At 46.2% G+C, this 15,086-nt stretch carries 9 protein-coding genes and 1 other RNA gene; 8 read left to right on the top strand and 2 right to left on the bottom strand.

Features of this window, described 5'->3' with window-relative positions; translation table 11 throughout:
• Positions 1-323 precede the first annotated feature (323 nt).
• Positions 324-2,504, top strand: coding sequence for a KamA family radical SAM protein (locus G8O23_RS16155; RefSeq protein ID WP_166366749.1), 2,181 nt, complete (start codon positions 324-326; stop codon positions 2,502-2,504).
• Positions 2,505-2,613: 109 nt separating this feature from the next.
• On the opposite strand, the gene G8O23_RS16150 is transcribed toward G8O23_RS16155, so the two are convergent.
• Together G8O23_RS16150 and G8O23_RS16145 are read right to left on the bottom strand one after the other, a co-directional pair.
• The gene (locus tag G8O23_RS16150) at positions 2,614-4,521 is read right to left on the bottom strand and encodes a sigma 54-interacting transcriptional regulator (protein ID WP_166366747.1); all 1,908 of its coding nucleotides are present in this window, start codon (positions 4,519-4,521) and stop codon (positions 2,614-2,616) included.
• A gap of 370 nt (positions 4,522-4,891) precedes the next feature.
• Positions 4,892-5,755 carry a sigma-70 family RNA polymerase sigma factor gene (locus G8O23_RS16145; RefSeq protein WP_166366745.1) on the bottom strand — a complete coding sequence of 288 codons (864 nt, stop codon included), beginning with the start codon at positions 5,753-5,755 and terminating at the stop codon, positions 4,892-4,894.
• A 279-nt stretch (positions 5,756-6,034) separates the two neighbouring features.
• Between G8O23_RS16145 and rho the strand changes: the two genes are divergently transcribed.
• From rho to G8O23_RS16110, 7 genes are all read left to right on the top strand, one after another.
• Complete coding sequence (gene rho / locus G8O23_RS16140; RefSeq protein WP_166366743.1) at positions 6,035-7,852, top strand: transcription termination factor Rho; 1,818 nt, start codon at positions 6,035-6,037, stop codon at positions 7,850-7,852.
• Positions 7,853-8,579: 727 nt separating this feature from the next.
• Positions 8,580-8,984, top strand: a transfer-messenger RNA (tmRNA) gene (ssrA, locus tag G8O23_RS16135).
• A gap of 168 nt (positions 8,985-9,152) precedes the next feature.
• Entirely contained in the window at positions 9,153-10,952 is a 1,800-nt protein-coding gene (locus G8O23_RS16130; RefSeq protein WP_166366741.1) for a type I restriction-modification system subunit M, read from the top strand.
• Positions 10,953-11,034: 82 nt separating this feature from the next.
• Positions 11,035-11,619 (top strand): transposase, encoded by a 585-nt coding sequence (locus G8O23_RS16125; RefSeq protein ID WP_166366739.1) that lies wholly within the window; start codon positions 11,035-11,037, stop codon positions 11,617-11,619.
• A 45-nt stretch (positions 11,620-11,664) separates the two neighbouring features.
• Positions 11,665-12,912 carry a restriction endonuclease subunit S gene (locus G8O23_RS16120; RefSeq protein ID WP_166366737.1) on the top strand — a complete coding sequence of 416 codons (1,248 nt, stop codon included), beginning with the start codon at positions 11,665-11,667 and terminating at the stop codon, positions 12,910-12,912.
• A 183-nt stretch (positions 12,913-13,095) separates the two neighbouring features.
• On the top strand, positions 13,096-14,352 hold the full coding sequence (locus tag G8O23_RS16115) for an AAA family ATPase (RefSeq protein WP_166366735.1): 1,257 nt from the start codon (positions 13,096-13,098) through the stop codon (positions 14,350-14,352).
• Positions 14,345-14,905 (top strand): RloB family protein, encoded by a 561-nt coding sequence (locus G8O23_RS16110; RefSeq protein WP_166366733.1) that lies wholly within the window; start codon positions 14,345-14,347, stop codon positions 14,903-14,905. The genes G8O23_RS16115 and G8O23_RS16110 overlap by 8 nt, the downstream gene beginning before the upstream one ends.
• The last annotated feature ends 181 nt before the right edge of the window (positions 14,906-15,086 follow it).

Here is a 15,086-nt window from a genome sequence, read left to right as displayed (position 1 = left end):
CAGGAAAAAATACCGACAATAAGGCCTTTAGGCTTTCTTGTGTTTCCATACCCAAAGGTAATAACTCTTCTCCAGCACCTCAAAATAATATTTAGCCGTATGAACAGCTGCGAGCCATTGTGCTCTGCGAGGAGCGAGGAGTGCTATTTCTAAATCGACAAAAAATGCCTATATTTGCCCTGCTAAACCGCAAGGTAAGGTAAACCCACGGCAGAATCATAATTCGAAAAGCTGCCTGCTCCGTTGCAAAGCGCCCAGTATAGGTTGGTCAAGGTCAATCTGGCTAACCACCTCCATATCAAAAAAAAATTAAAATAATATATATGACCTACTATCCAGAGAAAATAGCATTGTCGGCAAGGTCGCTAACCCTTTTACGCAAGCTGTTTAGAGAAAACCCAAGGCTTAACGATATATACAGCGAGGCCCAATCGTCGCAAGAGGCTATGGGCAAGGTTCAGGAGTGGGCCTTTGAGGTGCTCAACGAGAATCCCAAGGCCGTGGCATACTACAAAGGCGAGGTTGAGGGGCGTGCTGGTTTCGAGAGCCTGCGATGGCAAGATTTTGCCGCCATTCGTATTCTCGACTACATAGCCAACTCGGGCCGCGAGTTCGATAATCCATACCGTAACGGCGAGAAAGCTTTAAACGAGCCCTTTAACCTAATTTGGTTAGGGGTTAAGCAGGGGGCGGGAGGTGCCAAGCCTCTTTTCTTTGATGATATGATTAAGCTCTTCCGACAGCTCAATAATCAACTGCCTCAGTATAAACCTACACGTGAGCAGGTAGAGGAGTGGATGAGCCGTTGGCACGACGGCCTTGATCCGCAGATAGTGAAAATCCGCGAGGAGAATAAGGACAGGATAATCCGTATCCTTATGCGGAATATCACCAGCTGTGAGGTGGGCGAATCGCGCTTCTGCTTCGACGAGGGGATGACCGATGAGCAAAAGCTCGAAAGGATGAAGGAGTGGTGGAACGACTACAAATTCCACCTCAGGTTTGCCGTGCGATCGCCCAAGCTGCTCAACGAGCTGCTCGATTTTTCGCTCGACCTGGAAACCCAGAAAGTATTGGAAAATGCCGAGAAAAAAGGGATACCCTTCTTTGTTAATCCATACTACTTGTCGTTGCTCAATGCTCGTACCCCCGATTTTACAGCCGGATCCGATTTGGCCATTCGCCACTATGTAATCTACAGCAAGCCGCTAATCGATCAGTTTGGGAATATCCAGGCGTGGGAAAAGGAGGATCAGGTAGAGCCCGGAAAACCCAATGCTGCCGGATGGATGCTACCCTCGCACCGATGCGTGCACAGGCGCTACCCCGAGGTGGCTATACTTATCCCCGATACCATGGGGAGAGCTTGCGGCGGGCTTTGCGTTTCATGCCAGCGAATGTACGATTTTCAGCGTGGCAACCTAAACTTCAATCTCGATAAGCTCAAGCCCAACGAAACCTGGGACGAGAAGTTGCAACGGCTGCTAACCTACTGGGAAAACGATACCCAGCTGCGCGATATCCTGATAACGGGTGGCGATGCGCTAATGAGCCAGAATAAATCGCTAAGGAACATCCTCGATAAGGTGTTGCAGATGATTATCCGAAAGGTGGAGGCCAATAAGCATCGGCCCGATGGCGAGAAGTATGCCGAGATTCAGCGCATCCGCCTAGGAAGCCGCCTGCTGGCGTACTTGCCCCAGCGGGTTACCGAGGAGCTAACCCAGATTTTAGGCGACTTTAAAACGCGTGCCTCCGAGTACGGCGTGAAGCAGTTTGTTATTCAAACCCACTTTGAGTCGCCCATGGAGGTAACCCCCGAGTCGGCGTTGGCAGTGCAGCGCTTGGTGTCGGTGGGGTGGACCGTAACCAATCAGCTGGTTTTTACCTCCGCAGCATCGCGCCGTGGCCATACGGCCAAGCTACGTAAGGTGCTCAACGATATAGGAGTAATTACCTACTACACGTTCTCAGTTAAAGGATTTCAGGAGAATACCTTTAACTACGCAACCAATGCCAGAGCGGTGCAGGAACAGGTGGAGGAAAAGGTGGTGGGAACCATTCCCAAGGAGTATCTACAAGAGATAAAGCAGTTCCCGCTCGAGGCCCACAAGATGGTTGATAACCTTAAGCAGCTCCGCCAGAAGGCGGATATCCCCTTTCTGGCCTCCGATCGTAACGTGATAAACCTTCCCGGGGTAGGGAAAAGCCTAACATTCCGGACCATTGGAATTACACGCTGGGGCCGACGAATCCTCGAGTTCGACCATGATCATACCCGGTGGCATAGCCCAATTATTAATAAGATAGGCAAAATTGTAATTATTGAGTCGAAACCCATTGGAGAGTACCTCCATCAGCTTATCGATATGGGCGAGAGCGTAAAGGAGTACTCCACCGTGTGGGGCTACTCCATTGGCGAAACCGAGCCAAGGCTCTCCATTTTTGAGTATCCGGGTTATGGCTTTAAGACTACAGAGGCGATAACAAACTACGAGGTGTAGCAGCGCGTACGGAGCCTTTCACCATAAGCCTAAAAACATTGCTTCTCCCTACGTGGTTGTAGAGAGAAGCAATTTGTTTTACCCAACTATCTTACTGTTTTCTGATGTGCTAGGCGTCAACACCATACTTTTTCAGCTTAAGGTATAGCGTGTTTCTGCTGATGCCCAGCGCGCGCGAAGCCTTGCTGATGCTCCCGTTGAATGCGTGGTAGGCTCGAATAATAAGCTCCCTCTCATGCTCCTCTACCGACACGATACTCTCCACCTCCTTAAGTTGCTCAAGGTATAGGTTCCGCTTTTTAAAATCGCGCTCGTTCTTAAAGGATTTAAACATTTTGCCCTTGTCCCTTATAATCCGTTCGGTTAGCTCAATCATCTCCTTAAAGTTCTCGGGCCATTCGTATCGTTTTAGTATCAGCGAAATCTTTTTGGGAATATCCACAGGTTTCATCCCCAGCTCGCGCGACTTAATGCCCATGTAGTGTGACATTAGCATTGCTATATCGGCTCGCCTTTCGCGAAGGGGCGGAACGCGAAGCGATGCAGTGCTTAGGGTGTAAAACAGATCGATGCGAAATTCGTTGGCCTCTATCTTGTGGCTTAGGTCGAAGGAGCTGCTACATATAATGCGAACATCAATGGTGGTGTGCCGATCGGATCCTAATCGCTTCACCTTCTGGGTTTGCATCACGTCAAAAATTTTATCCTGCACCAATTTGGGTAGCAGCCCAATTTCGTTGATGTAAAGCGTGCCGCCATTGGCAAACTCAAAAGCCCCAGGTTTGGGCAAACGCTTTAGGTGTGGTTTGTGGTTCTCGTTGTAACCCCAAAGAGCCTCCTCGACCCCCTCGCCCGATAGTGCACCAACGTCTACCCTAACAAAACCAAAGAGACTCCGCTGGCTATGGCTGTGGATTGCCTGGGCAAGCGTTTCGCGTCCCGTGTGCTTTTCGCCTAGCAGCATCACGGGTAGGTCTGCTTTGGCAATGGTCTTGGCCTCCTTAAGCATCCGCTTTAAGGGGACAGATGCTCCAATAATATCGTCGAAATGAACGTAAGCAGTATTCCCAATGTACTTGTTTGCCTCATTCAGCACTTGCTTCATGCTTCTAAGCGTATAGATCTGCTCGTCGAATTTGCTTTGGGTGCGCATTATGGCCTTGCTATTCAGCAAATAGAAGCCGCTGTTTTCCACGTTGGTAAGGAATACCTCGCGGTTTTCTACCTCAACCCATTTACCATCGAGGTAGGTAATCGATTCCCAGCTGGGAATAAACTTTTCTATGCTTTTTCGCTCTATATCATTCTTGTCAATGCCAAGCAGCGAGCAGGCTACGTCGCTGGCCAAGTTTATGTGTCCCGATCTATCAATTACCAAATCGGCTTGAGCGTACCTGTTAAATAGATTTAGTTGCTGCTCCTTAAGCTTAATAGCCTGCTGCTTCTCTTCGTAGAACGATACCTCCTGCTTAATGCAGTTAACAGTTTGGCTATACACAGCGTATAGGGTTTTGGTTGCAACCCCCTTGGGTAGATATAGGGTTAGCGTGCCAACAGCGTGGCTTGAGGTAACCAGTAAAAGGCTGGTCCAGCTGATCCATTGCCCCTGCTTGTCGTCTAAAAGCGAATCACTGCCCTCGGAGGTTGCCTCATTAAGAGTTTTCAGTGCCTCTTCAATGGAACTATACAGTATCGTGCTTTGCGGAGGGTAGCTCCCCGGTATGATGTACTTGCCTGTTAGCACTTCCGATACGGCCTCAGAGCTAACAATATGCAGGATACAACCTTCGGTGTCGGTAAGGAAGAGTATTATGTTTTGGTTGTCGAGCAGGTTGAACATTTTGTTGATGTACGGGGCCGAGCAGTCAATTAGCCAACTCTTGGCCTTAAGCCTTTTTTTTATCTCGTTGGCAGTAAGGATTTTTCTTTTAACCCCGCTGTTGCCCTCGGTTTCGTGTTTGTGTGTTGGGGCTTTCACCCCACCTTCGTCGGGTTTGCTAGTGTTTTTCTTGTCCATATCCCAGGTTTTTAATGGTGGTTTGTTCGGTATTGTGTTGGTTTAAATAAAATTACTAAATAATTAGTCAAAATGTCAAATAAATGGTGTTTTTATTATTTGATTGGTTTTTTGGTCAGTGACAGGTGGAATGTGTTAGGTCTGGAGCGTTACCTATGGTGTGCTTGTGTTACAATAATATGCAAGGAAAGTATACCCTAGGCAAAGCTATTTGTGCAGAAATGAAGTTAAATATCTACTTTTTCTATAATATGAGAGAGGTACCGCAAATACAATTCGGTAAACCATTAGCTGGTAGCAAAAGTAATTGAGCGTGGTTGGGTATGCCCGCCTGGGTATTACATCTGTATGGCCTTGTGGGTAGGAGCGGTTAGCCTAGATAGCTTTTAAGCACCTTGCTCCGGGTGGCTTGCTTTAGCCTTTTTATGGCTTTCTCCTTAATTTGCCTAACGCGCTCACGGGTAAGGTCAAGTTCCTCCCCAATCTCCTCGAGGGTATGGGGGTGCTTGCCATTTAGACCAAAGTATAGCCTTATGATGGATGCTTCCCTGGGGGTAAGGGTGGCAAGAGCTCGCTCAATCTCCTTGCGAAGGCTGTCGTTTAGGAGTCCCCTGTCGGGAGAGGGCGATTCGTTGGAAAGTAGCACATCGTACATGGTGCTCTCCTCATCCTGCGAGATGGGGGCATCCATAGAGATATGACGGTTAGAACTCTTAAGGGCTTCCTTTATATCATCGGGGGCGAGCTCAAGAACTTCCGATAGTTCCTCGATGGAGGGTTCTCTCTCGAACTTTTGCTCCAGCTCGGTGAACGCTCGGTTCACCTTATTGATTGATCCAATCTTGTTGAGGGGTAGCTTCACTATCCTGGCCTGCTCGGCTAGTGCCTGGAGTATGGCCTGTCGTATCCACCACACAGCGTAGGAGATAAACTTGAATCCTCGGGTTTCGTCGAAACGCTTGGCGGCCTTAATTAGCCCTAGGTTCCCTTCGTTAATTAGGTCGGGTAGGCTTAGCCCTTGGTTCTGGTATTGCTTCGAAACCGAAACAACAAACCTAAGGTTGGCCTTCACCAGCTGGTCGAGCGCTGCTTTATCGCCCTCCTTGAGCTTGCGTGCAAGGTTCACCTCCTCTTCGGTTGTAAGGAGCTCAACCTTACCTATCTCATGAAGGTATTTATCAAGCGATACAGTTTCTCTATTCGTTACCTGCTTAATAATCTTTAGCTGCCTCATATTCCAAAACCCTTAAAATTCAAGTGCTGAATATATACATTAATATGATTTTTATCATCATGGAAGGCGATATTTTTTTGCGTCTCCGCGCTTTTTTTTCATCGGGTTAGGTATTCTCAAGATATTTTGCTAATATTGCAACAAATTCCCAAGCGATAATTTTCTCGTATTTCCATAATTCCATCGTGTTATAACACAATTCTCAGATCTTCAATCAAATTTTTTTAATACTTGGTACAGGCTGTCTCAGCCGCCAGAAATAATCATATTAACTATTGTATGTACGATATTTTAGAACTCAACAAAAAGCTTCTGCCTGAGCTTAAGGATATAGCAAAGGGTATGAATATTAAGCGGATAGAGGCGCTTAGGAAGCAAGAACTTATCTACCGAATTCTCGATCAACAAGCTATTGATGCTGCCGAGGCCGATAGTAAAAGGATGAAACCCAAAGACAAGGATGGCGATAGGAGAGGTCGTAAGCCAGAGCGATCGAAGCAGGAGAAACCCGCAGTAAAGATCGAAAAACCCGCTGCCAAGCAGCTAAAGCCTGAGCCCAAACCCCAAGAGGCTAAACCCGAAGAGGAGCCCAAGCCTACCGAGAGCAAGCCTGCTCAACCCTCTCAGCATTCCAGTAGCCAAGGGCAAGGTGGTGCCGATAGGAATAAGCGCAAGCGCTTTCCTCGCAAAAAAGACGGGCAGGATGAGAGGCCAGCGAGGCAACATCCCGAAAGGGTTAAGGACGACTCGCCCATTGCAAATATGCCAAAGGACGATGCGACTGATGATGTGATGGAAAGTGTTCAGGACAAAGCTCAAGTTGAGGATCTGACCGTAGGAGCTGGGACTGAGCCAAAGGTAGAGCAAAAGACTTCTCAAGAGCAGCAACCCGATTCGGCTAAGAAGGGAAGCGCTTACCGCGATCATCAAGGGAAAAAAGGAAACGAGCGGCGTAATGGCGAGCGCTACGAGTTCGAGGGTATTATAAATGCCACCGGTGTGCTTGAGATCATGGCCGACGGCTATGGCTTTCTTCGCTCATCGGACTACAACTACCTTAGCTCGCCCGATGATGTGTACGTTTCGCAATCGCAAATTAAACTATTTGGACTAAAAACTGGCGACACGGTTACAGGAACCATCCGTCCTCCAAAGGAGAACGAGAAGTATTTCCCGTTAATTAAGGTGTTGGAAATAAACGGACGTACTCCGGATTATATCCGCGATCGTATTCCATTCGATTTCTTAACTCCACTTTTCCCCGAAGAAAAATTTACGCTTCTCGGAAATGGCCAAAATACACTATCGGCTCGTGTGGTTGATATGTTCTCGCCCATTGGTAAGGGGCAGCGTGGACTAATTGTTGCTCAGCCCAAAACGGGTAAAACTATATTGCTAAAGGATATTGCCAACTCTATAGCCGCAAATCACCCTGAGGTTTACATGATCGTTTTGCTCATTGATGAGCGCCCCGAGGAGGTTACCGATATGGCTCGTAGCGTGAATGCCGAAGTGGTGTCGTCAACATTTGATGAGCCTGCCGATCGCCATGTTCGGGTTGCCAATATAGTGCTCGAAAAGGCTAAGCGTTTGGTCGAGTGTGGCCATGATGTGGTTATTCTGCTCGACTCCATTACCCGTTTGGCACGCGCTTTCAATACCGTTCAGCCTGCATCGGGTAAGGTGCTTTCGGGAGGTGTTGATGCCAATGCACTCCATAAGCCCAAGCGCTTTTTTGGCGCTGCTCGTAATATTGAGAATGGTGGCTCGCTTACCATCCTGGCCACGGCTTTAACTGATACCGGTAGTAAGATGGATGAGGTTATCTTTGAGGAATTCAAGGGTACAGGTAATATGGAATTACAACTCGATCGTAAGCTGTCGAACAAGCGGGTGTACCCTGCAGTGGATATCACCGCATCGAGCACTCGTCGCGATGACCTGCTCCTTGATAAGGATACCCTTAACAAAACATGGATTCTGCGTAACTACCTAACCGATATGACATCGGTTGAGGCCATGGAGTTCATGCGCGATAGATTGGTGAAAACCCAATCCAACGAGGAGTTCTTCATGACCATGAATAGCGATATATAGAAGACCTGTCAGGGTTCGAAGAATCTGACAGCGTCTTTTTTTGAAGTCAGAAGACGTGAGACCGAAGACGGAAGTCGCCTGCCTCGTAAACCGACGCTTTTTGGAGGTTGACGAGGGAAGACAGAAGACGGAAGACCGAAGACGGAAGACCGAAGACGGAAGATGGGTGACGATTAGACCTGTCAGCCCTGCCTGTCGGCAGACAGGGTACGAGGCTCCCTGCCAAGGGCAGGTAAACCAACCAAAAGGGCAGGCAAACTGACAGCGTCTGGATTTAATGATTGGATGACCTGACAGCCCTGCCTGTTGCTTGCTTACCCTGCCTACCGAGGTAGGCGACAGCAGACAGGGTGCGAAGCTCCCTACCAAAGGAAAGAGCAGGCAAGCTGTCAGCGTCTAGGAAAGATCAGGTGATTGACCTGCGGCGGGCAGGGTTGATTCAATTGATTGAATGATGGGTGTTGGGAGTTGGACGACGGAAGAAAGACCTGTCAGGGTTCGAAGAATCTGACAGCGTCTTTTTTGAAGTCAGAAGACGTGAGACCGAAGACGGAAGTTGGAAGTCAGAAGACGTGAGACTGATGTTAAATTATACAGTGAGCCAGCTGCAATTTGCAGCTGGCTCGCTATGTTTTATGGTGCTACTAGTTAAGCTAATGATTCAAAAAACTTCTGACTACCGGCTTCGGTCTTCCAACTTTGTTGTATCTTTGCAGCACTAATCCATGGGGCTGACATTGGTTTCGACAGCAAGATGAATGGATTGGTAAGCATGCCGAGCGTTGGGAAGCTGGCTCGTTAATCTCAGGACTCAGACCTATAAAAGGCGAAAATAACAATTACGCACTCGCTGCCTAATAAGTACCAGGTACTTCGGGCTTAATCTCGTCAACTAGGTTGACGCGACGAGTAGTCTCACGGAGGGCTTCGCCCACTGGAACTCCGGTTTGAGGCTTCAAAACAAATGGGCTAGTGCGGGATGCTCCCCGGTTCTCGTGCGAAAATTCTGGGGATAAGGCTTAGGTTGGTCTCTTTTCACCTGCTTAAGCTCGAAAACCAAGGAAAGATAAGCATGTAGAAAGCCAGTTGGTTCCTTGTTTGGACGAGGGTTCGAACCCCTCCAGCTCCACAAAAAACCTCCGCAAGATGTAATCTCTTGTGGAGGTTTTTTGTTTTAAATAAGTGCAAGAGGTATGTTTCTTTTACAATCCCTTTAGTTCGATTTCAGTTACTGATAAATTTTGATAAATTCGAGGGTTATTTAGTTCGATATAGTAAACACTGATTATAAAGCCTTTCAATGAACAACTTTAAAGAGAAAGCCGACCTGATTTGGCGGGTTGCCGACCTTTTACGGGGCGACTACAAGCAGGCCGACTACGGCAAGGTAATACTGCCAATGACCGTTCTGCGCCGACTAGACTGCATACTAAAACCCACCAAGGATAAGGTTTTAGCATATCTACCCAAGATCGATAGCCTGGGCGAAAGTGCAAGGGATATTGCCCTTAACAAGCTGGCGGGTTTTAACTTTCACAACCGTAGCCAGTTCAATTTCGATAAGCTAATTGCCGACCCCAACAATATTGCAGCCAACCTGCGCAATTTTATTAATGGTTTCTCGGCCAGTGCTCGGGAGATTATCGACTACTTTAAGTTCGACGATCAGATTGACCGTATGGACGACCCCAAGGCCGATATCCTTTTCCGTGTGGTGAAAGCTTTTCAGGAGATTGACCTCTCCGAGATGGAATCGATGGAGATGGGTTACGTTTTCGAGGATCTTATCCGTAGGTTCTCCGAGCAATCGAACGAAACGGCAGGGGAGCACTTTACACCCCGCGAGGTGATAAAGCTGATGGTTAATGTTCTGTTTAGCGAGGATAGAGATATGCTAACCCAAAAGGGAATTGTAAAAACCCTTTACGACCCAGCTTGTGGTACTGGCGGAATGCTCTCGGTTGGCGAAATGCACCTTAAGGAGCTAAACCCACAGGCCGAGCTAAAGGTATTTGGACAGGAGATAAACCCCGAGTCGTACGCCATTTGCAAATCCGATATGCTTATAAAAGGCCAAAACCCAGCCAACATAAAATTTGGAAATACCTTTACCATTGATGGTTTGGAGGATGAGAAGTTCGACTATATGCTCTCAAACCCACCCTTTGGGGTCGATTGGAAAAAGGCACAGGTTACCATTAAGGAGGAAGCCGAAAGCAAGGGCTTAAACGGTCGCTTTGGTGCTGGACTGCCCCGCATTAACGATGGCTCGCTGCTGTTCCTGCAGCATATGATCTCCAAAATGAAGCCCGATGGCTCACGCATTGGCATAGTGTTTAACGGCTCGCCTCTATTTACTGGTGCAGCCGGAAGCGGCGAGAGCAATATCCGCCAGTGGATAATTGAAAACGATTGGCTCGAGGCCATCATTGCGCTGCCCGACCAGCTATTCTACAACACGGGTATATCAACCTATATTTGGATAGTAACCAACAACAAAAGCCCCCAGCGCACGGGCAAGGTGCAGCTAATAAACGCCACGGGTGCAAAGGACGACGAGCTGGTTAAGAATGGCAAGCTGCCCTTTAACCGCTTTTGGGAAAAGATGGAGCGCAGCTTGGGTAATAAGCGCAAACGAATTGCCGAAAACGGAAATGAAAAGGGCATTGGCTTTATTGCCCAACTATACGGCAATTTTGAGGAAAACGAGTTTTGCAGCATTTACCCCAACAAGTACTTTGGCTACTGGCGGGTAACGGTGGAGCAACCACTGGTTGAGAATGGCAAAGTGGTAAACGACAAGCAGGGCAACCCCAAGCCCGATGCCAGCCTGCGCGACTACGAGAATATTCCATTCCTAAAAAAGGATGCCAGCGGCAAGCTGATACCCCAAACCATTGAGGAGTACTTTGAGCGCGAGGTAAAACCCCATCTGCCCAATGCGTGGGTTGACCATACCAAAACCAAAACGGGTTACGAGATAAACTTTACCAAGTACTTCTACGAGTTTAAGCCACTACGCCCGCTAAAGGATATTAAGGCCGATATTTTGGCGTTAGAGGAAAAAACCATTGAGATGGAAAAGTCGATACTATCATAAATAAAAAAACCCGGCTTCTTCATCGGCATCTATTATCCGAGAGAGGAAGTACCAGGACGGCAATACAAAGATAATATGTTAAATGGAGAAATTCAAAGGCAAATATCGAATACCGTCAGCACGTTGGCAGAATTGGGATTACCGATGGGCAGGTGCCTATTTTGTTACCATTTGCACAAAAAACCGCGAACATCTATTTGGCGAGATTGTGGATAAACAAATGGCGTATTCCCACGTTGGCGTTATTGCCGATATTTTGTGGTGCGAAATTAAAAACCACACAAAAAATGTGGAATTAGGCGAATATGTTGTGATGCCCAACCACGTTCACGGAATATTAATATTGAATGGGGATAACGTTCCCGATTCGGTTGTAGGGACGTTGCATGCAACGTCCCTACAACCCACGGAACCACAACCCGAACCGCCCACCAAAAATCAAACCATGGCCAATATTTCGCCCAAATCGGGTTCCGTGTCAACCGTTATCCGATCATACAAATCGGCCGTTACCATGCACGCACGCCGATTGGGGTTTCAAATGGAATGGCAAACCCGTTTCCACGATCACGTAATACGCAACGATGCCGAGTACCAGCGCATTGCCGAATATATTATCAACAATCCCCAGAATTGGCCCAACGATAAATTTTATGAAGATATTTAGCAATTGGAATGTTTATACAGGCATAGCAGCACAAAAAAAGCAACAATGAAGAAGTACGAGAAATATAAAGATAGCGGCATTGAGTGGATTGGCGAGATTCCTGAGCATTGGGAGGTGAAATCTTTAAAAAGGTTGGCGAAAATCTGTAATGGTCAAGACCACAAGGAGGTTTGGGATGAAAATGGTATTTATCCCATATTTGGTACTGGTGGAGAATTTGGAAAAGCAAACAAATACCTTCACAAAGGAACTTCTGTGCTATTAGGTAGAAAAGGAACCATTGATAAACCACAGTATATACAAGAACCATTTTGGTCAGTTGATACAGCTTATTATACAGAAATAAAACCTGATGTAAATCCAAAATTGTTCTACTATTTATGTACAACAATTAGGTTTGACTTTTATAAGTATGGTTCAGCTGTACCTAGCATGACTCAGGAAGTATTAAGTCAAATTCCTTTCCCCATTTCATTATCTTATGAAGAACAAACCGCCATTGCCAACTACCTCGACCGCAAAACCGCCGAGATTGACCAGCTAATTGATGCCAAGAAACGCCTTATTGAGCTGTACCACGAGGAGAAAACCGCAATTATTAACCAGGCGGTTACCAAGGGCATTAACCCCAATGCTAAAATGAAGGATAGCGGAATTGAATGGCTGGGGGAAGTGCCGGAGCATTGGGAGGTGAAGAGGATTAAACAACTTGTTTCTAAGGTTGGTAGTGGTGTTACACCATCAGGAGGAGCAAGCGTTTACCAAACATCTGGAATTCCACTATTAAGAAGCCAAAATATTCATTTCGATGGGTTAAAACTTGATGATGTAGCTTATATTTCAGAAGATATTCATAATGATATGAGTAATAGTAAAGTCAATGCTGGTGATGTTTTGATAAATATTACTGGAGCTTCAATTGGAAGAACTTTTTATGTGGAGGAATGGCTTGGTGAAGCAAACGTTAACCAACACGTTTGTATCATACGACCTAAAAAGCAAATATCTTCGGTTTACTTGTACTATTTGTTGCGCTCAAATATTGGACAAGAACAGATCAGGCAAGAACAAACTGGAAGCGGAAGAGAAGGATTGACCTTTGAAGCAATAAAAAAATTTGTTATCCCTTTTGTTGAAATCGAAGAACAACAATCCATCGTCCACCATATAGTGACTGAATGCAGCCGCATTGACACCAAGATAGAGCGCACCCAACGGCTAATTGAGCTGCTGGCGGAGTACCGCACCGCCCTAATTAGTGAGGTGGTAACGGGTAAGGTTAAGGTGGTGTAGGTTTTTGCCCGTCATTGCGAGGAGGCACGACGAAGCAATCTTTATAAGCAGATTGCATCTCCCGACAAAGAACGTCAGAATCGCAATGACAAAACGATAAATTGTACAAAAAAAGAGTCACAATGAATAAATAACCATTTTAACACCTATATTTGTAAAATAATTACAAATACGCCAACTAAAATGGTACTAGAAATTAAAATAAGCAACTTTTTCTCCATAAAGGATGAGGTTGTACTCGATTTTAGGGCAGCCAGTATAAAATCGACCAATGCCCGTCTGCTTAAAGATAACCTCTTTGAGCACAACAAAACCGATGTGCTTAAAACCCTTGTGCTATACGGTGCCAACGCATCGGGCAAAAGCAATGTGATAAAAGCCATCAGGTTTTGCAATGCAATGGTTTTTGAGTCGCACAACCATAACGAGAATACGGTTTATACCTTTCAGCCATTTAAGTTCGATGGATACCCCGACAAGCCCAGTACCTATTCCATTCGTTTTGTGATAGATGGAACTGAGTACGAATATTCCTATTCGCTCTCACGCACCCAAATTTTAACCGAGAGCCTGCACTACTACCCCAAGGGTAGGGTTAAGGAGATATTTACCCGCGACGAGCGCAAGGGCAAAACCAAACGCCAGAAGTACACCTTTACCGATGTTATTAAACGGCCAATGGATGTGGCCGAGAACACATCAAACAAAACGCTCTATATTTCCCGTGCCAGCCAAATGGATAGGGAAATCCCCAAGGAAATATTCAAGTATTTTCACAGAACCTTTGTCCTAAATTACCTGGGGTTTGGCGTGGCAGCCATCGAGAACCTTACAAACCAGAACAAGCAGCTACTAGTTGAAGCGCTAAAAATTGCCGATAGCGATATTGAAGATGTGAAGATTAAAGTGCTGAAAAGACCAGGTAGGAGCATTCACGCCGATTTAACCAGTATGACGCTCAAGGTTGAAGATGTGGTTCAAGAGCATCTTCAAATTAAAACATACCACAGGAATGCACCCGGTGTAGCCTTCGATTTTCAAACCGAAGAATCGGCGGGTACAACTAAGCTGTTTTTTATTATGCTCACCCTACTAGATGTGATTAAGCACAATAAAATTTTGCTTATCGATGAGATTGAGGAGAGCTTGCATCCAAAAATCATTGAGTATATCTTCAATCTTTTTAGGGCTGGCGAGAGGGGGCAGCTGCTCTGTACCACCCATAACACGCAGTTTTTAAATCTAAAGAAATTCCGCAAAGATCAGATATACTTCGTTAACAAGAAGCAGGACGGCTCAACCGATCTATACTCGCTGTACGACTACAGCGATTTTCGCGATACAATGGATTTGGAGAAAGCCTATATGCAGGGCAGGTTCGATGCTGTGCCCTTAGTTAACGACTCTGCCGAAACCCTAAAAAACTTGCTAAATGGGTAGTAGCCGCCGACCACCACGAGGTAAAAAGATAAACCCCCATTTCTGGGTGTTTTGCGAGGGCGAAACCGAGGAGGCTTACGTTCGTTTCCTTCGGTCGGAGTACAGGCTGCCACTTGAGGTAATTACCAAGGTTGCAGGTTCAAGCATCAACGAGAATTACATCAAAAAGCATAAAAGGGGGAAGTTTACCCACGAAAAGGATAGGGATTTTTTGATTTACGATGCCGATGTGCCCGAGATTATTGAGCGACTAAAAAAGATAAAGTCGGCCGAGCTAATTGCATCGAACCCCGCTGTGGAGTTTTGGTTTTTGCTTCACTATAAAAACCAAACCTCGCGCATATCCGAGGAGGAGTGCGTAAAAGAGTTGAGCAACAGAAACAAGAATATTTACAAAAAGGGATTTATTGACGATAAGCTAAAGGCAAAACTCAAAGGGCGATGCACAGAGGCTTGCAGCAGGGCAAAGCAGCTAAAACTATTCGAAAATCCATCAACTAATATGAACGCTTTTATTGAAGCGCTCGAGAATGCCAAAAACGAAACACCCTAGATATGAGCATTAAAAGCGAAGCAACATTCGAAGAAGCAATTGTAAACACGCTGGTTGAAAGCGGTAGCTACACCCAGGGCAATGCCCAGTCATGTTCGGAAAACTAACATCTATCTGTGATTTGGGCTAATTTTAGGTTTGTTTTTTTGTTATTTATTAAGGTGTTATTTTTGGATTTTAA

Origin of the sequence: Perlabentimonas gracilis (assembly GCF_011174675.1) — a bacterium.
Classification (GTDB): Bacteria; Bacteroidota; Bacteroidia; order Bacteroidales; family Tenuifilaceae; genus Perlabentimonas; species Perlabentimonas gracilis.
The sequence above is the reverse complement of the archived record's forward strand: the minus strand, read 5'-3'. Positions and strand labels throughout refer to the sequence as shown.

Excerpts from the sequence above, each read along its gene's own strand:
- G8O23_RS16120 (WP_166366737.1), top strand. The coding sequence starts at position 11,665 with ATGAAGAAGTACGAGAAATATAAAGATAGCGGCATTGAGTGGATTGGC.
- rho (WP_166366743.1), top strand. The coding sequence starts at position 6,035 with ATGTACGATATTTTAGAACTCAACAAAAAGCTTCTGCCTGAGCTTAAG.
- G8O23_RS16150 (WP_166366747.1), bottom strand. The coding sequence starts at position 4,521 with ATGGACAAGAAAAACACTAGCAAACCCGACGAAGGTGGGGTGAAAGCC.
- G8O23_RS16110 (WP_166366733.1), top strand. The coding sequence starts at position 14,345 with ATGGGTAGTAGCCGCCGACCACCACGAGGTAAAAAGATAAACCCCCAT.
- G8O23_RS16115 (WP_166366735.1), top strand. The coding sequence starts at position 13,096 with ATGGTACTAGAAATTAAAATAAGCAACTTTTTCTCCATAAAGGATGAG.
- G8O23_RS16125 (WP_166366739.1), top strand. The coding sequence starts at position 11,035 with ATGGAGAAATTCAAAGGCAAATATCGAATACCGTCAGCACGTTGGCAG.
- G8O23_RS16130 (WP_166366741.1), top strand. The coding sequence starts at position 9,153 with ATGAACAACTTTAAAGAGAAAGCCGACCTGATTTGGCGGGTTGCCGAC.
- G8O23_RS16155 (WP_166366749.1), top strand. The coding sequence starts at position 324 with ATGACCTACTATCCAGAGAAAATAGCATTGTCGGCAAGGTCGCTAACC.
- G8O23_RS16145 (WP_166366745.1), bottom strand. The coding sequence starts at position 5,755 with ATGAGGCAGCTAAAGATTATTAAGCAGGTAACGAATAGAGAAACTGTA.